This window comes from Methylophilus sp., from assembly GCF_035460085.1.
GTDB lineage: Bacteria > Pseudomonadota > Gammaproteobacteria > Burkholderiales > Methylophilaceae > Methylophilus.
On record NZ_DATHWZ010000081.1, the window covers coordinates 12,951 to 38,880 of the forward strand.

The window sequence follows — 25,930 nt, forward strand, 5'->3', positions numbered from 1 at the left end:
CGTGTCAACCGCTCTGCAGGGCCAAGACGCATGAGGTCATCAAGCTATGTCCAACATATTAAATATCGGCAAAAGTGCATTAAACGCAGCCCAGATCGGGATTGCCACGACTGGCCACAACATCGCCAACGCTTCCACGCCTGGTTATACCCGGCAAGTGATTGTGCAATCGGCGTCACAGGCTCAGAATTTCGGCTATGGTTTTGTCGGGCAAGGGACGGACATTACCGCGATTAACCGGGTGTATAACGACACCCTGGCCAAACAATTACTGAATACGACTTCCACCAGTAGCGCCAGCTCTGCTTATTACACCAGCATTAACGAAATCAACAGTTTACTGTCGGACTCGAATGCCGGTCTTAGCCCGGTAATGACCAAATTTTTCAGCGCGGTCAGCGCGGCGGCGGCTAACCCTACCGATGTAGCGACCAGGCAAACCGTATTGTCTTCAGCGAATTCACTGATAAACCGTTTCTCGGCAGTGAATGAGCGCTTGAATGATATCCGCAAAAGCATCAATACCCAGGTTGAGGCCAGCGTAAATACGATTAACAGTTATGCGACACAGATCTCGCAACTGAACCTGGTCATCGATAAGGCAATGAGCACCACCGGAAATCCGCCTAACGACCTGATGGATCAGCGTGACCTGTTGATGTCCAAGCTGAGCGAGCAAGTAAAAACGACGGTCGTCAAGCAGAGTAATGGTAACTATGATGTATTTATAGGCAACGGCATGCCGTTGGTGGTCGGCGATGACACTTATCCGATTTATGCCCAGGCCAGTAGTACTGCGCCTGACCGTATTGAAATCGCTTATGGCGATAGAAGTGCACCGAAGATCATCGACAGCGCAACATTGGCTGGCGGCACACTGGGCGGTATTTTAACGTTCAGGAATGAAACGCTGGACACGGTTCAAAACCAGATTGGGCAATTGGCGGTCACGCTGGCAACGCAATTTAATGATATGCAACAAAACGGCTATGACCTGAATGGCACGGCCGGCGTCGCATTATTTAATGTGCCGCAACCTGTTGCCACCAGCAGTGCCAATAACGTAGACAAGACCAAGCAGGCAAGCGCTTCGTTTGTCCCTGGACAATCGCAACAGATCACCAGTAGTGACTACACGCTGAAATATACCGGTGGTCAATACAACATTATCCGCAACAGCGATAAAACCGTGACCAGCACTGCCACACTGCCGATCACGGTGGATGGCATTGAATTCAATGTAAACACTTCAACGCCTGCCGAAGGTGACGAGTATATGATTCGCCCTACCCAGGGTGCGGCTGGCAAAATCACATTGGCTTTTGATGATGTTGAAAAGCTGGCACTGGCTGAACGTGTCGATGCCAACGGCAACGTGATTGCGTTCAAGGGCGCCGGTGACAATGGCAATGGCTTGCGTCTGGCCAAATTACAAGATACCGCCAATGTCAGAATGCTGGGTAGTAATGGCAACCGCTCCTACGCACAGGCGTTTGCCCTGATGGTCAGTGCCGTGGGTACAAAAACCAACGAAATGATGGTCACCAGTAAAGCAGACGCCTCTGCCCTCGAAGGTGCAACCACCGCCATGCAAGCAGAATCTGGCGTTAACATTGATGAAGAAGCCGCTAATTTATTGCGTTACCAGCAAGCCTACCAGGCTGCGGGGAAAATGATGCAAATCGCCAGCCAGTTGTTCGACGTTCTATTGCAACTTGGCCAGTAATTACCTGAAGGATGAGCAATCATGAGAATTAGCACGAATACGATTTACCAGAACGGCACCAGCCGCCTGATGGATTTGCAGAACGACCTGAGCAAGCTCAATGAACAGATTTCTTCTGGTAAAAGGGTGCGTTCACCGGCAGATGACCCTGTCGCCGCTGCCCGTATTCTCGAGCTGACCAATGCGCAGAACATGAATAGTATCTATACCAGCACGCGTAATGTCGCCAAGACTTCCCTGGAAACTTATGAGACCAATATGACCAGTATCACCAATGTGATCCTGGATGCGCAATCCTCACTGGTTTCCGCGGGTAATGGTTCTTACAATGACCAGCAACGTGCCAACATTGCCAGTGAATTGCAAGGCCGTCTCGATAGCCTGATCGGCCTGGTGAATACTAAGGATGCACAAGGTAACTATATGTATTCAGGCCACCAGACCGGTACTGTGCCTTTTGTGCTGAACACCGTGACCGGCAATATCGATTTCCAGGGCGATACTGAAAAGCGCGCACTGCAAGTGGATGTGCAACGCCAGATGCCGGTGACTTATAGCGGCACCGAGTTATTCCAGGCCAATGGCAATGACCTGTTTGGAACGCTACAAGACATCATCAGCCTGTTGAAAACCCCGATCACAGATGCTACCACCCAGGCGAATTTCAGTAACGGCCTGGCAGATACCATGACCAAAGTGCAAGGTGTGCTGGATCAGGTGTTGAATGTACGCGCCGACCTGGGCAGCAAACTGAATGAGCTGGATACCCTGGATGTGACCGGCAGTGACATGGAACTTCAATACACGGCTTCGATCTCCAAATTAGAAGACCTCGATTACACCGAAGCACTGTCTGACCTGGCCAAGCGCAGCACTATCCTGGAAGCCGCCCAGAAATCCTATGTGCAGACTTCACAATTGTCTTTGTTCCAGTTTATTTAACACTGCTTGAACAAGCACTTGCAGCATAAAATAAAAAAAGACCCGACAGGGTCTTTTTTATGCCTTTAAATTTCATACAGCATTTTATCTAATCACCTGCAGCATCAATTGCTGGGCATCGATCAGCCAGCGGTTGACCGGGCTGATCAATGAAGGCAGGCTTAATAAAGTCATCACCATGCCCACCGAAATAGTGACCGGAAAGCCGATACCAAAGATATTAAACTGTGGTGCCGCTTTGGTTAAGATACCCAGCGCCATATTGGTGATCAACAGGCTGGCGACTACCGGTAATGACAGCAATAGCCCCTGTGAAAAAATATGCCCGCCCAGTTCGGCGATGGCCTGGCCATTGAGTTGCCAATGTTCTAGCAAGATCGGCATGGTTTCAAAGCTTTGCAACATCACAGCCACTACGATCAGGTGCCCATCCAGGCTCATGAACACGAGTAACGTCAGCATGGTCAGGAACTGGGCAACAGCGATGGTTTGACCTTCGGATTGCGGGTCAAAAAAGCTGGCGAAGCCCAGCCCCATGCTCATACCCATCATAAAACCGGCCATTTCAACAGCGGTAAACATGATGCGCATGACAAAACCCATGCTGATGCCGATGACCATTTGCGCCAGCAAGGAAAGCAAGCCTTGCCAGGAAAGTACGTCAATCGCGGGGATCTGGATAGAGGGCAGGATTGCCAGCGTGATCACAAATCCTATGCCCAATTTCATCCGATTGGGAATAGAAGGATGACTGAATAAGGGAACAACTGAGATACAAGCCAGGATGCGCGTCAACGGCCAGAGCAATTGGACAATCCATTGTTGCAGGTCTGAAGCGTGGATAGTCAGCATAGCGTAATCGGAGGTGCCTGGTAAACAAACGGCTTAGTTGACTAATTGCGGAATCATGCTGAATACATGATGCATGTAATCGACTAATGTCATGAGCATCCAGTGGCCTGCTAACAATAGCATCGCCATCACCCCCACCAGTTTAGGGATGAACGACAATGTTTGCTCATTAATCTGAGTGGCCGCCTGGAAGATACTGACCACCAGGCCGATGGCCAGGGCGATACCCAGGATAGGGGCTGCCACCATCAAAGTCGTCTGCATGGCTTCGCTACCTATGGTAAGTACTTGTTCCGGACTCATGTTTTACTCCTGTGGATATTCAATTGATGACTGTTTGCTGAGAGGGGCCATTACATGACAAAGCTTTGCGCCAGTGAGCCTAGTATCAGCTGCCAGCCATCTACCAATACAAACAGCATCAGCTTGAACGGTAGTGAGACGATCGCCGGCGACACCATCATCATGCCCATCGCCATCAGGATACTGGCCACCACCATGTCGATGATCAGAAACGGGATGTAAATGGCAAAGCCGATCTGGAAGGCAGTTTTCAACTCGCTGGTCATAAACGCCGGTACCAGAATACGCAATGGCACTTCTTCCGGGGTCTTAATGGCCTGGGTGTGGGCCATATTGGCGAACATGGCAAGATCATTCTCGCGGGTTTGCTTGAGCATGAAGCCTTTGAGTGGCAATGCGCCACGATCCAGCGCTTCCTGCATGGTGATTTTGCTTTCGGACAATGGCTGGTAAGCATCCACATAAATCTTGTCGAATACCGGGCCCATCACAAAAAATGTAATGAACAAGGCGAGGCCAATCAATACCTGGTTAGACGGCGCTGATTGTGTGCCCAATGCCTGACGCAATAAAGACAGCACGATCACTATACGGGTGAAGCCGGTCATCATCAGGATCGCTGCCGGGATAAAGGTCAGTGAGGTGAGCAGGATCAGGGTTTGCAGGCTGAGAGTGTAATCCTGGCCACCACCCGCTGCTGGGGTCACAGAGCCAATCGACAACCCTTCTGCCGCCCAGGAAAACGCCGGCCACAGCCAGATCAACCCAACCAGCAGAGGGAATAAAAGAAATTTCAGAACAGAGATTACACGCATTATCATCGCATCCGGAGCTTAGTCATGCCCGTTATCGCCAGGCATGCTTTTAAAGATGGAGATAGTGTACGCTGGCCTAATGGAAATCAAAGGCCGGAAATAAACGACTCAAGGCCTGTTTTTGAAGGATTTGACTGTATGTTGCATGGCCTGTTGCAGGCGCACGGCAAAAGAAGCCTGCGGGTCGATACCATGCGTAGAGTCATAGTGTGCAGATTCTGAAACAGGTGCTGCCGGTGTGGCGGCCACTTCACCCAGTGCAGTCATTTGCCCAGGGCCAACGCCAACCACCAGCCAGCGTCCGGATACTTCCAGCACGACCACGCGTTCCCTCGGGCCAAGCTGTACACCACCTACCTGTTTGATCACGCCGGATTGCGCCAAGCCCTGGCCTGGCAACACACGTCTTAAGACCCAGGCAATCACTGCGATGACCAGTAGTACAACTACAGTGCCAAACACCATACGGCCCAGGCTGTCGCTGGCAGAGGGTGGAGCTGCCGTTTTAACCGCTTCGGCAGAAAATGCGATGGCAGGCCAGTAGAGGCTAGCTGCACAAAACGGCAATAACTTCACGAACTTCATATTTTTTAACTTTACTAGTCTGACTTAGCGGTTGAGTTTTCGGATACGCTCGGCCGGGGTGATGATATCGGTCAAGCGGATACCAAACTTGTCATTCACTACCACCACTTCACCTTGTGCGATCAGGCAGCCATTCACCAGTACATCCATAGGTTCACCTGCCATACCATCCAGCTCTACCACTGAACCTTGTGCCAGTTGCAACAGGTTCTTGATAGAGATTTTTGTACGACCCAGTTCAACTGTCAGTTGTACCGGGATATCCAGGATGAAATCAATATCATTCTGTGTGCCTTCCAGTTTATTGTTGGCACTGAACTCGTTAAATACCGCAGTTTTACTCGCTGGTTCCTGCAGTGCAGAAGATTCGGCTTGCGTCTGTTCAGCCAATGCCGCACCCCAGTCGTCTTCAGCGATTGTTTGCACATCGCCTGTATCAGACACTCCCATTGCAGCCATCGCTGCTTCCATATCATCATCTGCACTGTTGCCAGTAGCGGGATCCATAGCCATTATGACTCTCCTTGCAATTGCTCCTGACTTCCGTCAGCACGTATTAATTTCTCGACTTTAAGGGCATATTGCCCGTTAAAAACCCCATAACGACATTCCATCACCGGGATATTGTCTATCTGGCCTTCGATGGTGTCACTGATACTGATAGGAATCACATCGCCCGCCTTCAACTCCAGCAGGTCAGCTACCGTCATCCTGCGGTTAGCCAGGTTGGCCACGATCTCGACTTCAGCAGCCTGGATCTGTTGCGTCATCAATTTGACCCAGCGCTTGTCACCGCCCAGGTTTTCGCCTTGCAATGGTGACGTCAGCAGATCTTTGATCGGCTCGACCATGGCATAGGGTACGCAGAAATGCATTTCCCCGCTATTCGGCCCCAGCTCGATATTGAAAGTAATCGCCACCACCACCTCATTCGGCGTGGCGATATTGGCAAATTGCGTGTTCATTTCCGAGCGCAGGTATTCAAACTCGACTGGATATACAGGTGACCAGGCTTTGGCATAAGCGTCGAACATCAGCGCCAGGATGCGCTGGATGATGCGTTGTTCTGTCTGTGTGAAATCACGGCCTTCCACCCGGGTATGAAAGCGGCCATCGCCACCAAACATATTGTCCACCACAAGGAACACCAGCGTCGGGTCCAGCACCATCACGCCTGTGCCGCGCAACGGATTCATGTGGATAAGGTTTAAATTGGTGGGCACTACCAGGTTACGGATAAAGTCGGTGTACTTGATGATCCTGACCGGGCCGACCGAGACTTCTACCGTTCGGCGTAAAAAGTTGAACAGTTCCACGCGCAACAGGCGGGCAAAGCGTTCGTTAATGATTTCCAGCGTTGCCATCCGGCCACGCACGATACGTTCCTGCGTTGCCAGGTTGTAGTTACGAACACTGGAATCGTCTTTCTCAGACGCGCTGCTATCGTCATCGCCCTCAACACCTTTGAGGAGCGCGTCAATTTCATCCTGTGATAGAAACTTGTCAGCTGACATGATTACTCGCTATAACACTGTTCTTTGATACTGGGCTAAATTACTGGATCACGAAAGAGGTAAACAATACCTGCGTGACTTTCACCGGCTTACCACTAGCGGTTAACGGCTTTTTCAGTTCTGTCAGCAACTCTTCGCTCAATTGCGTTTTACCTTCAGGGGTTGAAATATCGCTGGCTTTCTTGCTGGTCAGCAATAACAGTACACGATTACGCAACACCGGCATCTGGGTCTTGAATTTCTCTGCCAGCTCGGCACCTTTCACTTCTACAGTCAGGTCAAGTTGCAGGAACTTGTCATCCGGGTCCGGCAACAGGTTGACGGTAAAGGTTTCAAACTGCACATAGGTCAATGCTGTTTTCGGGTCTGCATGGCCTTCAGCCTCGGCTTCTTCCTCATGCCCGCCCTCTTCAGCTTCAGCGGCTTCTTCGCCCTCTTTCGCGGGCTTGGCTTTAGCATGTGCATCTTCTTTTTTCTGCATCATGAAAAATGCCACACCGCCGCCAACGACAGCCAGCGCAAGCACGATCGCCAGGATCACAATTAATTTCTTTTTGGATTTGGGTGCTGCTACTGCAGCTTCCGCTTTAGCGGGTTCTTGAGCCATTGCACAAAACCTTTCATTTAAGCTTCAACATTGCATGATCGAAATGACTAGCGATCGAAAAGCATCAGAGTTAATGACATTATGCCCATGGCAAGGGCTGGCAGATTGCTGGATAAAAGGGTGAATTCGGTGCTTAATCAGATTTTATGCAGCAGCAGCCGTCAGGCTGCCGCCATAGTCAGGCGAAGGTATCTACCAGGCCACGTGAGACGGTGGTTTTGACGGCAGTCTGGGTGGCGGCAACCGCCTCGGTTTCAGCCGTCGCTCTGCCGTTACCTTTTGCCGATTGTTGCTCAAAATGCTGCTCGGCCTGATGGCCGTTACCGACAAAAGTCTGCCCTAATTCCAGGCCTTGCGACTGCATGCGGTCACGTAAGTCCTGCATGCCATCTTCAAGTGCCTGGCGCACTAACGGGTTATCGGTAATAAAACTGGTATTCACTGACTGGTTATCGACTTTCAAAACTACTTGAATCGGACCGAGATCAGGCGGAGACAAAGTCAAGCTGGCTACATCGTCGCCACTGCCCACCATATTCAGTACATGCTGGTTCATCGCAGTCTGCCAGCGCTCATTGCCAAACGGCGTAGATACTTGAGACATAATGACATTGGCATTTTGTGAAATGCCTGCTGTATTTAACCATGGGCTGTTAGGCAAGGCCTGTGCGGCGGGTGCAGTCACCGTATTGGTATTTTCAACCTGAATATCGGCATTAAGGGCCTGGGCCACGGCTTTATCGGTGATTACGGCTTCGCTGACTGCATCTGCTACAGATTTGGCGATACCCAATGTTTCAGAGAAATTAACTGGTTTATCTGCTACAGGTGCTTGACCATCAGCGGTTGATGGCGTTTTTGCATCCAAAGCAGCTGACTGGTTTGCAGGCTGTGCGCCCACCGGCATGTTTGCCGCTGATGTTTTATCAGCCAAGGCTTCTTCAGGCAAGGCTGTTGCATTCGGGTCAACCACAAACTCACCTTTTGGTGACGACAATATGGCACTGTCAACACTCAAATCTGCCTTTTCATCCACGCCGCCCTGGCCTGATGACTGGCGCATGGCAATCATTGCCGTCATGGTTTGCATCCATGGGGTAATGCTGACGTCAGTAGGGTCGGTTGCCTGCAGGTTGGTAATTAACTTTCTTTTGCGGTCCAGCGCAGTTTCATCTATACCGGAAGCCTCTCCAGCGGTAGCGGCCTGCTCGTCGATCTCTTGGCTTTTGTCAGTCTTGCTGTCATCTGCACTATTATCTTTTGCAGTGGCAGAGTTTGTTTTCGGTTGGTCTTTTGGTGCAGGTTCTTTGGCAGCAGCTTCGTTTTTGACGTTATTAGTCTGCGCTGATTGCGCGTTTGAAGGCTCTTTCACCGATTGCTTATTCTTATCTGCAGGCGGGACAATGGTACTGGCAGGTTTGTTTGCTTGCTGCAATTGTTTACGTAAAGCCTGGGCAAACTCATCAGACTGGTTAGCCTGGAAATCCTGTGGTGTATTGCTGGCCGCCGTTTTCACGGCATCAGCATTACCCATATTCAGTAATCCTGCGGAATTTAAAAATGTCATGACACCCTCCTGATACTCTAAATACTAGTGCGCTTCGCACGGAACGACAAATACCAGTGCGCTTCGCACGGCAAGAAGCTTTTAAAGACTGGTGCGCTTCGCACGGCTGGCAAACTCGTCCATCATTTTCTGGTCACGTTTGCGCTCGATCTTTTCGTTCAAGGTCTGGGCCCGCGTGATCAGCACTTCATACGACTTTTGTTTACGCTGTTTTTCCTGCAGCATCTGTTGCCGCTGCACAACCACTGCCTGCAATTGTTCTATTTGAGCATTTTGACTGTTGACGGCGGTTTCCAATTGCGAGAAAAAGCCCTGAAAATTGCGGTACAAATCCGCTTTGAGTCCTTTTTGCACGACGGTTTGCCATTGCTGCTGGTATTCCTGCTGATATTGACTGAGCAATGATTTTTGCTGCTGGCCCTGCTCAAGCTGTTTCATGGCCTGTGCCAACGCCTTCATGGCAAGTTCTACTTCATCACCGGCCAACTGGCTCAGCAGCGTCAATGTCTGGGTAGATTGTTTATTCGCCATGCCTGTTTCTTAATGCTCTTTAAGACAGTACTTGTGATAAATGCTGCAAACTGAATTGCATATCCGCGCATTCGTGAATATCCTGCTGCAGGAAATCATTGATCTGGTCGCGTTTTTTGATCGCAACATCCAGCATCGGGTCAGAACCAGGCTGGTAGGCACCAACGGCAATCAGATCCTGGTTACGCAAATAACGCGAATATAATTGTTTCAGCAAACGCGCCTGCTGCTGGTGTTCAGGGCTGGTGATGTTATGCATGGCACGACTGATGGATTGCTCAATATCAATCGCCGGATAATGCCCGCTCTCAGCCAACGTACGGTTGAGCACGATGTGTCCGTCAAGAATGGCACGTGCAGAATCGGCAATCGGGTCCTGCTGGTCATCGCCTTCAGTCAGCACCGTGTAAAAAGCGGTAATTGAACCTTCACCGCGTGCGCCGTTACCGGTACGTTCTACCAACGCTGGTAATTTGGCGAATACTGAAGGGGGATACCCTTTGGTAGCCGGTGGCTCGCCAATCGCCAGCGCGATTTCACGTTGCGCCATGGCATAACGTGTCAATGAATCCATAATCAGTAATACATGTTTACCCTGCTTGCGGAAACCTTCGGCAATGGTTGTCGCATAGCTGGCGCCTTGTAGACGCATCAGTGCAGACACATCGGCCGGGGCGGCTACTACGACGGAGCGTGCAAGACCTTCAGGTCCTAATATCTGCTCAATAAACTCTTGTACTTCACGGCCCCGTTCACCAATCAGGCCCACCACAATCACATCGGCAGTAGTGTACCGCGCCATCATGCCGAGCAAGACGCTTTTACCCACGCCAGAACCGGCAAACAAGCCTAAACGCTGGCCACGCCCTACGGTCAGCATGGCATTGATCGCGCGTACGCCCACATCCATGGTTTCTTCTATTGGGGCACGCATCAATGGGTTGATCACACGGCCACTCAAAGGGGCGGTGATATCTGTGGCAATCGGTCCCAACCCGTCAAGGGGAATACCGGCAGCATCAACCACACGGCCAAGCAAGCCATCCCCGACCGGGAAATGCCGCGCGCGGTCCTGCGCACGGCGACGAGGTGGGCGGCCAAACTGTGGCTTTGGCAATGTTTCAGTCACGTCCATGCTGAACACTTTGGCGCCAGGTACTACACCTTCAACCGCTGTTTGCGGCATCAATAACAGATTTTCACCATCGAACCCGACGACTTCGGCTTCGACACGACCTCCATCCTGCAATGGGATATAACACGCGCCGCCAATCGGCATCTTGATGCCAGTCGCGACCATGACCAGGCCGGTGACTTTAATGATACGTCCGGCGACCTCCAGCGGCTCTACCAGATTGATAATCTCGCGACAGTCTTTCAGGTAACTTTGCCAGCGCTGGGAGTGAATATTATCCTGTATGGCTGGTGCGGGATTGTTGACATCAACAGCGTCCACGCTGTCAGCTGTTGCAATTGCAGTTTCTGCAAGCGGGTTTGGTTCGTCCGTGACTGGTTTATTAGTGACAGATTGAATATCAGATTTGTTTGGCTTGATCATGCGATAGCAACATCAGGATTAGATTGAACTGCGTGGGTTATTCATGGTTTGCCACAGGCTTGTGCCAGTCATCATAACGGGATAACCCTTGCACCAGTCGTTTCCAGCGCATTTCATTGGTCGCATCAATCTGGTTTTCTGCGGTTTCCACCAGACAGCCACCGCGTTCGATCTGGCTATCTTCTACCAATTGCCAGCCCTGGTCTTTCATCTGTTCAGCAATACTTGCACGCAGTATTTTAGCATCCTCATGATGCACAATCACGCGTGCAGGCTGCTTCACCTGTGGCAGGTATTGCATGGCATCCAGGACTACCGGCAAGATACTTTGCGGATCTGCCTGCAACTTGCTTTTCAGCATGGCTTTTGACAGTTCCAGCGCCAGCGTCAGTACAGACTCGGCAATCGCCACGTCCTGCATGGAAAGTGCTTGCTGGAAATTGCCGGATAATTGCAGCAATTGCGCCCGCTCGGTCTCTACTTCTGTTTGCGCTTGCACAATTCCGTCACCATAGCCTTTTTTAAAGCCTTCTTCATAGGCTTCCTGCCTCACTTGCTTGAGGATTTGACTGACCGTACGGGCATTCTCTTCTGCCTGTACCCGATCTCGCCTGACACGTTCGCTGGAAGCGACATCGTCGAAACTGGCCATTTCCCAGCGCTGGTAAGCGGTCATTTGTTCTTTGGGCGTTGCAGAAGCTACCATATCAGTGTTTCCTTAAAATGCTTTATACATATTGCTCGCTGTCACCTTTGCCAGCCAGCATGATCTGGCCTTCGTCGGATAAGCGTCTAACGGTTTGCAGAATTGTTTTCTGTTGTGTTTCAACTTCAGATAATTTGACCGGGCCGCGGCTTTCCAGGTCTTCGCGCATCATTTCCGCCGCACGGGAAGACATATTGCGGAAGAACTTCTCACGCATTTCTTCGGAAGTACCTTTGAGGGCCACGATCAGCACATCGGATTGCACTTCGCGCAGCAATACCTGGATGCCTCTGTCGTCGATATCAATGATGTTATCGAATACAAACATCTGGTCCATGATCTGTTGCGCCATCGCATCGTCATAACTTTTCAGGCCATCCATCAATTTGGCTTCATTCTCGCCACTGAGGAAGTTCATGATTTCAGCGGCAGTTTTCACGCCACCTATGGTCTGGCGCTTGAGATTATCGTTACCAGCCAGCATTTTCAGCATGCCTTCGTTGAGTTCGCGCAAAGCGGTTGGCTTGACGCTATCAAGTGTGGCAATCCGTAAAATCACATCCTGGCGTAAACGCTCAGTGAAATGGCCGAGGATCTCCGCAGACTGTTCTGCTTCAAGATGCGACAAAATAGTCGCAATAATTTGCGGATGCTCATTCTTGATGAAATCAGCCACGCTGAAGGCATCCATCCACTTCAGGCTCTCGATACCTGCCGCATCCTGCGATTGCGGAATACGGTTCAATAAGTTGGAAGCTTTGTCATCGCCAAACGCTTTCACCAGCACAGAGCGGATGTAGCTGTCAGAATCCAGGCCGAAGTCGCTGCTGCCGGCGAAGTCGAGCATGAACTTCTCCAGCACCTCCTCTACTTCCTCTTTGGGCACCGGCTTCATAGAAGCCATGACAATGCCCAGCCGTTGTACTTCTTTAGGCGACAAGTGCTTCATGACCTCGGCAGCTTCATCTTCACCGAGTGCCAGCATCAAAATAGCGCTTTTTGTTAATCCATCAGAAGCCATGTGCTATTTCTCCGCAGAAGTCCAGTTAGAAACAACGTTAGCTACCATGCGCGGATTATCTTTCGCCACCTGTTTTGCCGCTTCCAGCGTCAGGTTCAATGCACTGGTACTTGCCCCTGGTAATGCTGGCGATTCGCCACTGAGCGTCACCAAAGCATCTTCGCCTGTCGCAGCCTCAGCGCCAGGCAATGCGGCAGCGCCTGCGACCAGTTCCAGTTGTTTCTTGTCAGCACCGGTCAGTTTACTAGCCAATGGCTTGAGCAATTTTTTGTAGATCATCAACAATACGATGACACCGGCCAGGAAGCGCAAGGCATCTTTACCATACTCAATCACCATCGGGTCTTTCCACAATGGAGGTTCAACCAGTTTTTCCTGAGCTTCACCTACAAATGGCGTATTCACGACAGAAATAGTGTCACCTCGCTCACGGTTGAAACCCATGGCCTGCATGGCCAGGTCACTTACCTGTTGTTTCTCGGCAGTATTCAGCGCGCGGTAAGTGGTTTTACCGGTGCTGTCGACTACCGGGATATGGTTAACCACGACCGCTACGTGCAAGCGCTTGACGCCGCCTTTCGCTTGCTGGATGTAACTGATTGTTTTATCCAGCTCATAGTTAGTGGTGGTGTCTTTTTGCGTGTTTTGTGGAGGTGCAGGTGCAGTTGCAGGCGGTGCATTCTCATCGCCTGGCGCTTGCGCACCTGGGGCATTGATAGGTGCAGTTGCCTCACCTGGGGGCTGGTTAGAGACCGCACCAGGCACCGCACCATTGCTGCCACTGCTATTTTGTGACTCATGGTTCTGGGCGCTGCGCACAGCCATGTCCTCAGGCTTGCTGTTTGGTTTGTAAGTTTCGTTGGCTTGCTCAGTGTTAGAGAAATCAATTTCGGCACTGGCTTCTGCGTGTACATTTTTAGCGCCCACAATAGGCGTAATGATGGACTCTACACGGCGGGCAATATTGCTTTGCATGTTTTCCACATAGGCCATTTGTTCAGGGTCCAGGCCATTTTGTTTGGCTTTGTTTGCGTTATCGGATAATAGGTTGCCGTTCTGGTCTACTACAGTCACATGATCTGCTGACAGGTTAGGCACACTGCTGGCAACCAGATGCACCACGGCACCGACTTGCTGGCCGTCCAGGCGACGACCACTATGTAAATTCAATAATACGGAAGCGGTAGGGTATTGCTGCTCTCGCACGAATACACTTGGTTTGGGGATCGCCAAGTGGATACGGGCAGCCTGCACGGCTGAAATAGACTGAATGCTACGCTCCAGCTCACCTTCAAGGCCACGCTGGAAATTGACTTGCTCAACAAATTGCGACACACCAAATTTCTGGTTCTCGAGTAACTCAAAACCGATATTGCCACCTTTAGGCAAGCCTTGAGCCGCCAGCTTCAAACGCACCTGGTGGACCTGGTCGGCAGGAATCATGATCGCGCTGCCGCCTTCGGAGAATTTATAGGGGATATTCAGTTTATCGAGCTCAGCGACAATCGCGCCGCCATCTTTATCGGCAAAGTTGGAAAACAGCACGCGGTAATCCGGTTTCTGGCTCCACAGCCAAAACACCACCATCACCGCCACCACAGCGGCAATTCCAGCGACCAGCAACAATTTCTGGCCCAACGTTCCGAATATATCCGGCGTAGTCGTGGTGGACTCTATCGTTGAAGCAAGCGTGGCATCAGCAGCAGCCATTTAAATCTCCATGTGATCAACCTGTACGGGACAGGTCTTAAATCTAAACAGAACACCATTACATTGGTATTCATACATGGGACACATTATGCGCCTCACCTGCAAATTCAAATTGGCAAATAAGACGGCTTAATATCGCCTATTTTTGAGAGCGGCTCAAAGACCGCAATGTTAAAGTGACTACCATTGACACAAGTGGGTTAAACAACCCGTTAATGAAAGGAGACCATCATGAACGCAGGCGGTATAGATGCTCAACGTATCTCGTCCATGCTGGCGCAACTACGCGCAGCAGCGCAAAAGCCAGAAGGCCTGGGGACCAGTGCTACACAGGCACTGAATCCGATACAGAAAACCAGTGCAGCCAACCCTACCAGCCAGGTCAGTTTCAGTGATGCACTGAAAGCCTCGCTCGACCAGGTCAACAATATGCAATTGCAATCTGAAAAACTGGGGCAGGATTTTGCCATGGGAAACGATAACGTCAGCTTGTCCGATGTCATGATATCGGGGCAAAAAGCCAACATTGCTTTCCAGGCTACGGTACAAGTGCGCAATAAACTAGTCAGTGCTTATCAAGACATGATGAATATGCAGGTGTAAGCGGAGACTGCTCACCTCAGCCTGCACTTCCATCTCAAGCCACTCCATCATGCCACGGTAACCTGGCATCTATTGAATGGCGGCGTTTTGTGTGACACTTCACCAACGCCGCTTTGCAAGTCTCTTACACTGACGGCACTTCCAACTCTACGCCCTGCTCCAGCTGATACAACCAGGCCAGGATTTCAGCGATCGCCTGGTATAACTGTGGCGGAATATGGGTATCGAGTTCCACCTGCATCAATAATCCCAACAATGCCTGCGACTCATGCACATACACATCGTGCTCTTTCGCAATCGCGATAATCCGTTCAGCCAGTAAACCATTGCCTTTTGCCACCACCCGCGGTGCGAGGTCACCCGCTTCATAAGCGAGCGCCACTGCCGATTGGGTAAAATGTTTATCCTGCTGCATATGATTGGCTGGCTGCTTCATGTGCCTCGCTGGCGATCTGCAATGACTCCAGCGTTAGCCCGGCGGACTGCAAATTCGTGGCCAGTTCGCTGCGTGTAGATTGCATCGTGGCCAGTACACTAGTTTGTTGTGGTTGCACACGAATGGCAAACCGACCATTCACCATGGTAATCCTTACAGATACTTCCCCCAGGCGCGGGAGTGTCAACTTGAGGTTGCTTTGAATGGCATTCAAGCTAGGGTCTTCTGATGAATGGGCCGAGGATTCGCGCTCGGTGATTTCCCATTGCATGGTTTGCCCCGGCCACACTTCTCCATGCCAGGACAGCCTTTGCTGTTCCAGCACCTGCAACTGCTGTGCCACCATCTCCGGTGGCAAAAAGTTTGGTTTGTTTTGTGGTTCCTGTAATAACTGGTGCCATGGGCGGCTGCCAAGTGCCGCATCTTTCAAGTGGGATTCGTAAAACAGGCCGGAGCTATCCAGTGCGTGCTTCAAGTCTTGTGCCAGCACCTGTGGCTTTTGCGGGCTGTGGCTGACGATAGTTTGTGCCTGCAACGCAGCCGCCTGGTGCTGGAACATAGGTGAACTTAACCATCGTTGTAATTGCTGCGCCGGGTTACTCAAATCAACCTGGCTGGCGGTCTGGCCTGCCATACTGCCTAACAGATGCGGCAAATCACCGGCACCTTCAGATTGAGCGGTATCCGCGAGCAAGCCAGCAGTAGCCAAACCGGTGGTAGAAGCTTCTCCGCTTTTGGCTTGCGCCTGCACACCCCAGCGGACCATCGGATGCGCTGCTGATGCTTCTTTTCCTGATTGTGCCTGCCCTTGCGGTAAACCCAGATATTGCATCTGCAACGCCTGTTGCTGGGCTAGGTGCGAAGGTAATTGCATCTGCACCACGGCAGGTTGCTGGTTAGGTAGCTGGATCTGGACTTTGAAATTGGCTAACTCAGAGCCGTTGCCGGCGCTGGATTCTTTTTGCAGGATCAACCCGGTGAACTGCATGCCCGGGCGCAAACGACTCCACAAAGGCGCTTCAGATTGCGCACCTTCGACCGGCATGATCGAAGATACCGCACGCAAGCTCTCTGTTTCTTGACTAACGAAACGATTAGCGAGAACTTGCGGGATAGGGATCATTTATATGGCATCCGGCTATATGGCATCCGGTGGGATCCGCGCGTGTAACTGCGCATCAAAAATCATATCGGTGATCCTGTGCATGACAGGATACAGAAGATTGCGGATCTCGCCGTCATCAGCCAGGATCTTCTGCACCAGTTTCTGTTTGCGGGTGTGGTCGTCCGGGCTCAATGTCTCGGATTGCAACCTCAGGTTTTGCTCCAGGGTTTTGATCACTTCTATCTTGAGCATGTAAGATTGCTCCAGCTCAGTGACTTTCTCCCAGGCACTCTGCCTGGCCGCAATCAGCATCTGTTCCATGATTTTTGCAGAAGATTCATAGGTATCAATGAGTGCTTTTGACATAATCTTATACTCCTGCAACGGCCAAACGATTAATGTTTCCTGCAGGGATAGCCTGCGCCTTTTGTGATACCAGTGCGCCTAATGGTGCGCTGGCCTGTGCAGTATTGCTCACACCGGTTTTTTCCAGTGTTTCCCAGGCAGTTTTCAACTCCATCAACAACTGCTGGATTTCATTCACTTTCTTGGCATCCAGATGCAAGCTCGCCTGCATCAGGGTGCGTGTCATGTATTGGTACAACTGGTCCAGGTTGCTGGCAATCTGGCCACCGGCACGTTTGTCCAGGCTTGAGCGCAGGCCATTATCAATAATGGTCACCGCTTTGGTCAGGCACTCACCTTTTTTCTGGATATTGCCCTGCTGGATCGCTTGCTGGGCATGAATGCATGCAGTGATCGCGCCTTCATAAAGCATCACAGTCAGTTTTAAAGGGCTGGCATCCACCACGCCTGTTTCCAAGCCAACTTTTGCATAAGCATTAATACCTGATTGTTTAGTCCCGAACATAAAATTCTCCTGATTCTTAATTCTTGATGCTGTTAGCTTTTATTCAATGCAGCAATTTGCTGGCTGAGGTAAGAACTGGTGCTTTGCATGCTGGAAAGCAATGCATCCAGTTTTGCGTACTGCGCCCTGTATCGTGCTTCAATCGCTGGCAGTTTGGCACTTAAATCAGATGATTTCTTGTTGAGCGCCTTGATCGACGTCTGAATGCCATCCGTTTTAACGGACAGCGACCCGGTCGTATCCAGCCAGTCACCAATCATGCTACTGAGTTCGCCAGCCAGGCCTTTGTTAAAAGTCACCGTGCCGCGGCTGCCTGTCGCTGAGCCATTGATAGAGACTTTTAAACCCTGTGCAGCATTGTCGGCAGCACCGATCAGACTGGCGCCACTGCCATATGCTGTCACGCCATTGATAGTCCCGCCTGCATCCAGAGTGCTGCTTCCGAGACTGGTGACATTGATGGCATAAGTACCGGTTTGCGTCTTGCTTGAGCTACTCACATAGGTCACTTGCGGATCTGAGGTTGTCGCAGAGGGCGCAAACAATTTGGCGACATCATTCAAATTGGTATTCAATGCTGTGGTTAGTTTGGCGGTATCCAGCGTTAACACACCGTTCTCGCCCGACTTCACACCGATATCACCTAACGTGCGGAAAGTAGTCGCCGTCGTTGAAGGACGTGCCAGCATGGATTTCAGCTTGACCATGATGTCGCGTGTGGTGGAGTCACCCAGCAAAGGACCGTTGGATGTGGAGCCGCCTTCAACAAACTTGGTGAGGTCACGCAAGCTGGTATTCAGCTTGTTATAAGCATCTACGAAATTCTGTACTGATGCCTGGATTGCCTCTGTGTCTGTCGCGACTTCCAGTGTCGTACTGGTCGCAGTGATAGATTTCAGGTTTAAAGTCACTCCCTGGATCACATCATTAAACGAATTGCTGGCTTTGCTGATCGCTAAACCATCCACCGTTAACAATGCATTTTGTGCACCCACCAGTTGCGTCATATTCTTACCGGTACCGACTGTACCCAGCGGGTCATAAGCCAGTGCGGATAAACCGCTGCTATCCGACCCATTACCATCAGTATCGGTGACATCAATTTTCAGGCTGTTTACGGCGCCGGTGTCTTTAGAAGTGATCACCAGGCGGTTACCGGTGCCATCATTCACAATCGATGCCGTGACTGAGGCATTTTTCGCATTGATCGCATCACGAACCCCTGCCAGCGTATTGTTGGTACTGTCTATGGTGATACTCAATGCCTGCTTGTCTGCATTGGCAGTGAAACTTGCAGGGCTGGCAGTGTAAGTACCAAAAGAGATATTCAGGGTACCTGTACCGATAATGTCAGTGGCGCTCGCGTAGGCTGAGGTGGCAAGCTTCTGTGAAGTCGCCAGTTGTGTGACTGAAATGTTATAGCTACCGTTGGCGGCTGTACCATCGGCGGTGGCGGCAATGCTGCTACCGTCAGTTACTTTGGCCGACTGTGCAGTGAACTTGGCAGCCGTCGCCAATTTATCCACCGCAGCCTGGAAAGTACTCAAACCACTTTTTAAGGTACCGTAAGCCGTGAGTTTGGTATTGTAAGAGCTGACCTGCGTTTTGATCTGTGTCAGAGGTTGTTGCTCAATCGTCATCAACCCGGTAACGATCGAGTCGATTGCAAGGCCTGATGCCCCGGTTGTGGATGTAATTGAAGCCATCTTTTAATCTCCAGACACTTTAAAAGCAGTTACCCTAGACGGTTTGCCTGATCACCAGACCACGCAATTTATCCAGGGTTTTGCTAATCGCAAGTACTTCTTCATTCGGGATTTGGCGTAATACCTTTTGTGTTTCGGTATCCACTACTCTCACCACAATACGATCAGACTCATCATCAATAGAAAACTCAATGGTTTGCAAGGCAGGGGCAACATATTCATTCAGTTTGTTTACCGCGCCGGTCAAAGTTGCCTTGTCTAATACCTCAGCAGCTTTCTGCTCACCACTTCCATACTTCACCAACTTAAGACTGTTTACAGCAGCCAGTCCACTTGCCGGACGTCCGCCTACTCCATCTATAGATTGACTCATGATAATGCTCCTTCTGCTTAACCTAAATCCACAGAGACGGGTCTCTGTGGATGGGATTCAACTGATTGGGAATTAACCTCTTAACAGTGTCATCACTTGGTTAGGCAGCTGGTTCGCTTGAGCCAACATTGCTGTACCAGCTTGTTGCAGGATCTGTGCACGTGTCATCTTCGCTGTTTCTGAAGCAAAGTCAGCATCCATGATACGAGACTTGGCAGCAGACATGTTCTCAGACGAAATTTGCAGGTTGCTGATCACAGATTCAAAACGGTTTTGGTAAGCACCCAATGTCGCACGGTTTGTGTTCACTGTATCCAGTGCGGTATCGATCGCTGTCAATGCAGCAGATGCAGCAGCAGCAGAAGACAGTGAACCAGACATACTTACAGCAGCTACCGAGCTCACGCTGATGGTGTCAGAAGCATCTGCACCTACCTGGAACTGATAACCTTTACCTAATGCAGCTTCACCGTTGAACTTGGTGGCAGTGCTCAAACGTGTCAATTCTTCTGACAGTTGTGAGAATTCAGCGTTGAGGTTCGCACGGTCACCAGAGCTGTAAGAACCGTTAGCTGCCTGTACAGCCAATTCACGCATACGTTGCAGAGCGTCAGTACCTTTGCTCAAACCACCTTCAGCAGTTTGCAGGAAAGAGATCGCATCGTTAGAGTTACGAACCGCAACATCCATACCGCGGATTTGAGCGTCCATACGTGTTGCAATTGCCAAGCCAGCGGCGTCATCTTTAGAGCTGTTAATGCGCAGACCTGAAGACAAACGTTGAATCGATTGATTCATGCTTGACTGAGACATGCCCAGATTACGTTGTGCGTTTAAAGATGCAATGTTTGTGTTAATTACTGAAGCCATGTTATTTCTCCTTGAGAGTCGTATATCCAGTTAAGTGTCAAATCGTCGTATTACTATTACCTTCAACGCTGATTCGCTTGCTACTTACTAAATCTTGCTAATCCATCGTTGTTGTTTATGTTATCGACCGCTTCCGAAATTTCTTTAATGTTGCGTTTAAAATTTCTTTTTTACATCTTTACATCGGTCGGGCACTTGTTTCTGTTAACGACGGCTCTTCGGAGTTCTTTAGCCTTTCTTAAATTTTTATAGCCATAAATTCAACTTGCCCTATTTTAAATAAAGCGAGTACAAATTCATTTGCAGAGTTAGCCGTGAATCACCTCTTAATTTCTTTAACTATAAGAGGCCTGCGCAAAGGATGGGACATACCTTATATATAGGTGAAGATTTAAAGGAGCTTTAAGGCGTTTTTCCCACAATCAATTCCGTGCACCACATTTCATAATTCCTATAGATGTTCATGAGTCTTTTGGCGGCATGAGCAAAAAGCATATATATAGGAGTGTTGCATGGCATCAGTTTATGTAGGTATGACGGTAGATATTCTGCATCACGGGCATATCAATATCATCGAGCAAGCCAGGAAGTATGGCGATGTCACGATTGGTTTATTGTCCGATGCGGCAGTGGCAGATCACAAACGCCTGCCCTACCTGACTTATGATCAACGTAAATCTATCGTTGAGAATATCCGTGGCGTAGTCAATGTTGTGCCGCAGGATGAATGGGACTACGCGCCCAACCTGCTGAAACACAAACCTGACATCATGGTGCATGGCGATGACTGGCTGGATGGCCCGTTACTGCCTTACCGTGAACGCGCCCGTGCAGCCCTGGCTGAATATGGTGGTCACCTGATCGAGATTCCTTATACACGTGGTATCTCTTCCAATGAAATGTTGGGGCAGATCCAGACGCTGGGTACCACACCCGATATTCGCCGCCGTACTTTAAAAAGATTGCTGGCAGCCAAACCAATTTCCCGCTTTATTGAAGCACATAACCCGATCTCGGCCCTGATTGCTGAGCATGCGATTGCCCAACGTAATGGCAAGAACTGCCAGTTTGATGGTTTCTGGTCCAGTTCACTGACTGACTCCACTGCACGCGGCAAACCGGATATTGAAGCACTGGAGATCAACAGCCGCTTATCCAATATCAATGATATTTTTGATGTCACCACCAAACCACTGGTGATGGATGCCGATACCGGCGGCAAACTGGAGCACTTTGAACTCAATGTGCGCAGCATGGAGCGCCTGGGTATTTCCGCCACCATCATTGAAGACAAGATAGGCTTAAAAAAGAATTCTCTGTTTGGCAATGACGTTGCGCAATTACAGGATGACATTCAGCCTTTCTGCGACAAAATCGCTGCCGGTCGTGCTGCACGTGTCAGTGATGACTTTATGGTGATTGCGCGGATTGAAAGCCTGATCCTGGAAAAAGGCATGGAAGACGCCGTCAAACGCGCCCAGGCCTATGTAGGTGCTGGCGTGGACGGGATCATGATCCACAGCCGCCAGAAGTCGCCGGATGAAGTGTTCGAGTTTGCCAAGATCTTTAAATCCGAATTCCCGACCACGCCACTGGTATGTGTGCCTACCAGTTACTGCACGGTGACTGAAGAAGAACTGGCAGCGCGAGGTTTCAATCTGGTGATTTATGCCAACCATATGATGCGTGCGGCTTACCCCGCCATGCAGCGTACTGCCATGGAAATCCTCAAGAATGGCAGGACCGCAGAAGTCGAATCCGAACTGATGTCGATCAACGACGTACTGTCCTTGATTCCTGGTACCAAATAATAATAAGGAGCATCCATCATGATTGAAGCTGGTGCATTTCTTGAAGCGCTACAACTCGCAGGTGTGCAATTTTTTACCGGCGTGCCTGATTCCCTGTTAAAGGAATTATGTGCCTGTTTCTCTGACCGCCTGCCCGAACAGAAACATGTGATTGCCGCTAATGAAGGCGGCGCCACTGGTTTAGCGATGGGCCATTACCTGGCTACTGGAAGTCCTGCCCTGGTGTATATGCAGAATTCCGGCCTCGGCAATGTGGTGAATCCGATTGCCTCACTGGCCGATCCGCAGATTTATGGCATCCCCATGCTATTGGTGATTGGCTGGCGCGGTGAAATGCAATCGGATGGTAAACAGATACATGACGAACCCCAACACGTCAAGCAAGGGCAGATCACGCTGGCGCAACTCGAAATGATGGGCATCCCATTTGAAATCTTCCAGACCGATTTAAGTTGTGCGTTGACACAAACCCGCAGGCTGCTGTCACTGGCAAAGCGCAGGTCAGGCCCGGTGGCGTTGGTAGTGCGCAAGCAAAGTTTTGCACCCTACAAACCAAAATCAGCCAGCAAGCCAGGTATTGCCAATGAAGCAACCTTGCCTAGCCGAGAAGATATGCTGAGTAATATCGTACGCCTGCTGGCAGATGATGTGGCCGTGGTTGCAACCACTGGCATGGCTTCGCGTGAACTGTTTGAATTCAGGCATGCGCAAAACAGCGGTCATGCCAGGGACTTTTTAACCGTAGGTGGAATGGGGCATGCCTCACAAATCGCCTGCGGTATCGCACTGGCACAACCTGACCGGCAAGTGGTTTGCCTGGATGGTGATGGTGCCCTGCTCATGCATATGGGTAGCCTGACACTGAGCGCACAGCAACGTAACCTGGTACATATCGTATTTAACAACGGTGCGCATGATTCAGTCGGCGGCCAGCCCACGGTTGCCGCGCAATTGAATCTTTCCAGCATTGCAAAAGCGGCCGGATACCAGTGGGTGATCCGCGTCAGCTCCAATAGCCAGCTCAGCGAAGCATTACAGTATGCATTGCGCCTGGGCCAAAGCTGCTTTATCGAAGTGCTGTGCCGCCGTGGCGCACGCGCTGACCTAGGCCGCCCTACCCGGACTCCGGCACAGAACAAACAGGACTTTATGCTGTTTCTTGAAGAGGTCGCTTATGCGTGACCAGTCGCCTACACTGCTGGCCCATATCACGCAGCAAAACAGCGTGAAGGCTTTATTCACGGCCGGCCCTGCCAGCCTGCTTGAAGAAAACCTGCGCGGCTTGCGCCCATGTTTTGGCCGCGGCGATGAAGATTACCAGCAAGTGGAGCAATCTGTGCTGGATGCATTGAAAAACATGACTGGCCATGCGCAGATTGCGCGCCTGCAAGGCTCTGCCAGCCTGGCACTGGAAATCGCTTCGCTGAATTTCCTGTTTGGTAAAGTGCTGGTCATCGACAGCGGTTACTATGCACAACGCCTGGTCAGCTTTGCCGAAGCGGCTCAACGCCAGGGCCATGTCAGGTCTGTGACTGTCGTGAACTGGCTGGATCTGGCCGACATTGCTGAGCAATATGACTGGGTGTTGGCTTGTTACACTGAAACCAGCATAGGCCTGAAGCTGCCGATGAATGAATTACGTGCACTGGCAAACCGTGTCGACGCACAGCTGTTCCTCGATGCCACCGCGTCCATTGGCCTGGAAGATGACCATGACCAGGCAGATGTGATTGCGTATAGCTCTTGCAAGGGTTTGTTTGGTTTAACCGGTGCCGCTTTCATCGCCTTTAACCAGCTGCCGACCAATACTGTGGATGGGTTTTACATGAACCTGCATACACATCTGGAACGGCGTATGACCGGCCCTTACCATGCCATTGCTTCGCTGTATGAAGTATTGCCAAAACACCAGGAATTACGCGAGGCCGTGTTTATTAACAAGGCTGCCATGCTGCAAAAATTTTCCAGCTATGCCACTCACCCGGCCAGCCATCAGCCTGCGCTGTGTACCTGGGTTGATACCAGGATTGGTTCGCAGGATCCGCGTGCGGTGCTGTATGCACCACGCGGGATCAGCCGTGGCAGTGTGGTCTGCCACCTGGGGGAAGCGCATCTGGGCTCAAACGCACGTGGCGAGATATTGAATATGCTGGAGGTACTGGCATGAGCGTGCAAAAACGCATCATGGTAGATATGTCTGCCACGCTGATACACCATGGCCATGTCCGTTTATTAAAGGCTGCCAAACAGCTGGGTCACGTGATCGTGGCTTTGACCACCGATGAAGAAATCCGCAGCAAAAAAGGCTATGAGCCCGAGCTGGATTACGCCGCGCGGGCAGAAGTATTACTGGCGATGCGCGATGTCGATGAAGTGGTGCCCAGCCCATGGTTGCTGGATGAAGCCTTTCTGCAACAACACAACATTGATTTACTTGTTCACGGCCACGATAACAGCAACCCGATCGCGGCCGAAAAATTATATATCCTGCCGCGCACAGAAGGCATCAGCAGCACACAGCTGCGTGCGCGTGTTCTCAAAGCAGTCAGTCAAAAAATGGAAGCGAACTCATGAGCAATCTATGGCAACAGATCTGGGAAAAACGCACTCTGCAACCGCAACATGCGATCACACTGGAAACACTGATCTCGCTGGATGGTTTTGATAGCGGTGCCGGCAAAATCAACCTGGCTGACTGGCAGGAATACACCCGCCTTATCAGTGGAAAGCTGGGCTTGAAAGCAGGCCAATCCGTGTTTGAAGTCGGCTGCGGCGCCGGCGCCTTCCTGTTTTCGCTGCGCGAACACATGGCGCTTGAGGTTGGTGGCCTGGATTATGCGTCAGGCCTGATAGCTGCAGCGCAAAAAGCCATGCCGGATGGTGAGTTCCTGGTGCAAAGCGCAGAGTCACTGGACACCGAATCGACTTATGATTTTGTCATCGCCAACAGCGTATTTCATTACTTTGATGAAGCGACAGCTGCGCAGGTTTTACAGGCGATGTGGAAAAAATCCAGACATGGCATTGCCATCCTCGATGTTCCTAATGCTGCCACCCGCGACGCCTGCGAACGCGCACGCCGCGATGCCCTGACACAAGCGGAATACGAAGAAAAGTACAAAGGCCTAGACCATACTTATTTCACCCCTGAATGGTTTATCCGCCAATTGCCAGAATGGCAACACCAGGCATTTGAAAGCTGTGTGCCTAATTATGCACAAAGTGAATTCCGGTTCAGTGTGATTTTTTCCAAACATTTGCATGGATAACGCGTGATCATGACTACACCTGCACACAATAACCTGCCTGCGATCACCTTCTTTTTTACCGATAACTGCGAACGCCAGGCGTTAGCGCCTATCGCGGATGAAGCGGCTAGCAGAGGATTTCCCATCCAGTGGAGTACCGATTCGAAGCAGTATGCAGAGATCGGTGTCTATTGTGAGCATGCGTGCAAGCCGAATGCCGGTTTTTCCATGATCTTGCTGCACGACCTGGCGCAGCGTCATGATATCTGGCCACATTTCTGGCACCACGAGCCATGGAACGCATTTGACATGGGCATCGTCCCGGGTCCAGCCTGGGTAGACCGCTGGCAAACCCAGGCGGTCTTTGCCAAGGCACGCCCTAAATTAGGCGTATTTGACCTGGGTTGGCCCAAAGCCGACCTGGTCTACCGTAACCAGGATGCATTCAAGCAACAGGCGCAATCCTTACG

General features: G+C 50.8%; 28 protein-coding genes and 1 pseudogene. 9 read left to right on the forward strand and 20 right to left on the reverse strand.

All coding sequences use genetic code 11. From position 1 onward, the window contains the following. Window positions 1–46: 46 nt before the first annotated feature. Together flgK and flgL are read left to right on the forward strand one after the other, a co-directional pair. Window positions 47–1,726 carry a flagellar hook-associated protein FlgK gene (gene flgK, locus VK958_RS11205; RefSeq protein ID WP_325241329.1) on the forward strand — a complete coding sequence of 560 codons (1,680 nt, stop codon included), beginning with the start codon at window positions 47–49 and terminating at the stop codon, window positions 1,724–1,726. 21 nt (window positions 1,727–1,747) lie between these two features. Further along, window positions 1,748–2,668 (forward strand): flagellar hook-associated protein FlgL, encoded by a 921-nt coding sequence (gene flgL / locus VK958_RS11210; RefSeq protein WP_325241331.1) that lies wholly within the window; start codon window positions 1,748–1,750, stop codon window positions 2,666–2,668. An 84-nt stretch (window positions 2,669–2,752) separates the two neighbouring features. Here flgL and fliR read toward each other — a convergent pair whose 3' ends face one another. From fliR to fliF, 13 genes are all read right to left on the reverse strand, one after another. Continuing rightward, the gene (fliR, locus tag VK958_RS11215) at window positions 2,753–3,520 is read right to left on the reverse strand and encodes a flagellar biosynthetic protein FliR (RefSeq protein WP_325241333.1); all 768 of its coding nucleotides are present in this window, start codon (window positions 3,518–3,520) and stop codon (window positions 2,753–2,755) included. A gap of 33 nt (window positions 3,521–3,553) precedes the next feature. Beyond that, window positions 3,554–3,823: a flagellar biosynthesis protein FliQ gene (gene fliQ / locus VK958_RS11220; protein ID WP_325241335.1), complete on the reverse strand. Its 270-nt coding sequence runs from the start codon at window positions 3,821–3,823 to the stop codon at window positions 3,554–3,556. Window positions 3,824–3,873: 50 nt separating this feature from the next. After that, window positions 3,874–4,638, reverse strand: a complete 765-nt coding sequence (gene fliP / locus VK958_RS11225; protein WP_325241337.1) for a flagellar type III secretion system pore protein FliP — start codon at window positions 4,636–4,638, stop codon at window positions 3,874–3,876. A 108-nt stretch (window positions 4,639–4,746) separates the two neighbouring features. After that, entirely contained in the window at window positions 4,747–5,223 is a 477-nt protein-coding gene (gene fliO, locus VK958_RS11230; RefSeq protein ID WP_325241339.1) for a flagellar biosynthetic protein FliO, read from the reverse strand. Between the two features lie 24 nt (window positions 5,224–5,247). Beyond that, complete coding sequence (gene fliN, locus VK958_RS11235; RefSeq protein WP_325241341.1) at window positions 5,248–5,736, reverse strand: flagellar motor switch protein FliN; 489 nt, start codon at window positions 5,734–5,736, stop codon at window positions 5,248–5,250. Continuing rightward, window positions 5,736–6,737, reverse strand: coding sequence for a flagellar motor switch protein FliM (gene fliM / locus VK958_RS11240; protein ID WP_325241343.1), 1,002 nt, complete (start codon window positions 6,735–6,737; stop codon window positions 5,736–5,738). Before fliM ends, fliN begins: the two co-directional genes overlap by 1 nt. A gap of 40 nt (window positions 6,738–6,777) precedes the next feature. Continuing rightward, window positions 6,778–7,344: a flagellar basal body-associated FliL family protein gene (locus VK958_RS11245; RefSeq protein WP_325241345.1), complete on the reverse strand. Its 567-nt coding sequence runs from the start codon at window positions 7,342–7,344 to the stop codon at window positions 6,778–6,780. Window positions 7,345–7,522: 178 nt separating this feature from the next. Then, window positions 7,523–8,911 carry a flagellar hook-length control protein FliK gene (locus VK958_RS11250; RefSeq protein WP_325241347.1) on the reverse strand — a complete coding sequence of 463 codons (1,389 nt, stop codon included), beginning with the start codon at window positions 8,909–8,911 and terminating at the stop codon, window positions 7,523–7,525. An 81-nt stretch (window positions 8,912–8,992) separates the two neighbouring features. Continuing rightward, the gene (gene fliJ, locus VK958_RS11255; RefSeq protein WP_325241349.1) at window positions 8,993–9,442 is read right to left on the reverse strand and encodes a flagellar export protein FliJ; all 450 of its coding nucleotides are present in this window, start codon (window positions 9,440–9,442) and stop codon (window positions 8,993–8,995) included. A gap of 19 nt (window positions 9,443–9,461) precedes the next feature. Further along, window positions 9,462–11,000, reverse strand: a complete 1,539-nt coding sequence (fliI, locus tag VK958_RS11260; protein ID WP_325241351.1) for a flagellar protein export ATPase FliI — start codon at window positions 10,998–11,000, stop codon at window positions 9,462–9,464. Window positions 11,001–11,037: 37 nt separating this feature from the next. Beyond that, window positions 11,038–11,706, reverse strand: coding sequence for a FliH/SctL family protein (locus tag VK958_RS11265; RefSeq protein ID WP_325241353.1), 669 nt, complete (start codon window positions 11,704–11,706; stop codon window positions 11,038–11,040). Window positions 11,707–11,728: 22 nt separating this feature from the next. Beyond that, window positions 11,729–12,727: a flagellar motor switch protein FliG gene (fliG, locus tag VK958_RS11270; protein WP_325241355.1), complete on the reverse strand. Its 999-nt coding sequence runs from the start codon at window positions 12,725–12,727 to the stop codon at window positions 11,729–11,731. 3 nt (window positions 12,728–12,730) lie between these two features. After that, complete coding sequence (gene fliF / locus VK958_RS11275) at window positions 12,731–14,437, reverse strand: flagellar basal-body MS-ring/collar protein FliF (protein ID WP_325241357.1); 1,707 nt, start codon at window positions 14,435–14,437, stop codon at window positions 12,731–12,733. 231 nt (window positions 14,438–14,668) lie between these two features. Between fliF and fliE the strand changes: the two genes are divergently transcribed. Next, the gene (fliE, locus tag VK958_RS11280) at window positions 14,669–15,040 is read left to right on the forward strand and encodes a flagellar hook-basal body complex protein FliE (RefSeq protein WP_325241359.1); all 372 of its coding nucleotides are present in this window, start codon (window positions 14,669–14,671) and stop codon (window positions 15,038–15,040) included. Window positions 15,041–15,164: 124 nt separating this feature from the next. On the opposite strand, the gene VK958_RS11285 is transcribed toward fliE, so the two are convergent. From VK958_RS11285 to VK958_RS11315, 7 genes are all read right to left on the reverse strand, one after another. Next, complete coding sequence (locus VK958_RS11285) at window positions 15,165–15,455, reverse strand: EscU/YscU/HrcU family type III secretion system export apparatus switch protein (protein WP_325241380.1); 291 nt, start codon at window positions 15,453–15,455, stop codon at window positions 15,165–15,167. Continuing rightward, complete coding sequence (fliK, locus tag VK958_RS11290) at window positions 15,442–16,542, reverse strand: flagellar hook-length control protein FliK (RefSeq protein WP_325241361.1); 1,101 nt, start codon at window positions 16,540–16,542, stop codon at window positions 15,442–15,444. Before fliK ends, VK958_RS11285 begins: the two co-directional genes overlap by 14 nt. Before the next feature lie 72 nt (window positions 16,543–16,614). Further along, a complete protein-coding gene (locus VK958_RS11295; protein ID WP_325241363.1) occupies window positions 16,615–16,947 on the reverse strand; it encodes a flagellar protein FliT in 333 nt (110 codons plus the stop codon). Between the two features lie 4 nt (window positions 16,948–16,951). Continuing rightward, window positions 16,952–17,452 carry a flagellar export chaperone FliS gene (gene fliS / locus VK958_RS11300; protein WP_325241365.1) on the reverse strand — a complete coding sequence of 167 codons (501 nt, stop codon included), beginning with the start codon at window positions 17,450–17,452 and terminating at the stop codon, window positions 16,952–16,954. 32 nt (window positions 17,453–17,484) lie between these two features. Then, on the reverse strand, window positions 17,485–19,158 hold the full coding sequence (fliD, locus tag VK958_RS11305) for a flagellar filament capping protein FliD (RefSeq protein ID WP_325241367.1): 1,674 nt from the start codon (window positions 19,156–19,158) through the stop codon (window positions 17,485–17,487). A gap of 34 nt (window positions 19,159–19,192) precedes the next feature. Then, window positions 19,193–19,534, reverse strand: a complete 342-nt coding sequence (locus VK958_RS11310; RefSeq protein WP_325241382.1) for a flagellar protein FlaG — start codon at window positions 19,532–19,534, stop codon at window positions 19,193–19,195. 69 nt (window positions 19,535–19,603) lie between these two features. Continuing rightward, on the reverse strand, window positions 19,604–20,401 hold the full coding sequence (locus tag VK958_RS11315; protein WP_325241369.1) for a flagellin N-terminal helical domain-containing protein: 798 nt from the start codon (window positions 20,399–20,401) through the stop codon (window positions 19,604–19,606). Between the two features lie 512 nt (window positions 20,402–20,913). On the opposite strand from VK958_RS11315, the gene aepX reads away from it, so the two are divergent. The 6 genes and pseudogenes from aepX to VK958_RS11345 all read left to right on the forward strand — a co-directional run. Next, window positions 20,914–22,212, forward strand: coding sequence for a phosphoenolpyruvate mutase (aepX, locus tag VK958_RS11320; protein WP_325241371.1), 1,299 nt, complete (start codon window positions 20,914–20,916; stop codon window positions 22,210–22,212). Between the two features lie 18 nt (window positions 22,213–22,230). Further along, on the forward strand, window positions 22,231–23,394 hold the full coding sequence (gene aepY, locus VK958_RS11325) for a phosphonopyruvate decarboxylase (protein ID WP_325241373.1): 1,164 nt from the start codon (window positions 22,231–22,233) through the stop codon (window positions 23,392–23,394). Then, window positions 23,387–24,379 carry a pyridoxal-phosphate-dependent aminotransferase family protein gene (locus VK958_RS11330; protein ID WP_325241374.1) on the forward strand — a complete coding sequence of 331 codons (993 nt, stop codon included), beginning with the start codon at window positions 23,387–23,389 and terminating at the stop codon, window positions 24,377–24,379. Before aepY ends, VK958_RS11330 begins: the two co-directional genes overlap by 8 nt. Beyond that, window positions 24,376–24,786, forward strand: a complete 411-nt coding sequence (locus VK958_RS11335) for an adenylyltransferase/cytidyltransferase family protein (protein ID WP_325241376.1) — start codon at window positions 24,376–24,378, stop codon at window positions 24,784–24,786. Before VK958_RS11330 ends, VK958_RS11335 begins: the two co-directional genes overlap by 4 nt. Continuing rightward, window positions 24,783–25,481 (forward strand): class I SAM-dependent methyltransferase, encoded by a 699-nt coding sequence (locus VK958_RS11340; protein ID WP_325241378.1) that lies wholly within the window; start codon window positions 24,783–24,785, stop codon window positions 25,479–25,481. The genes VK958_RS11335 and VK958_RS11340 overlap by 4 nt, the downstream gene beginning before the upstream one ends. Before the next feature lie 9 nt (window positions 25,482–25,490). Beyond that, window positions 25,491–25,930 (forward strand): annotated as a pseudogene (locus VK958_RS11345) (CDP-glycerol glycerophosphotransferase family protein); the annotation flags it as partial.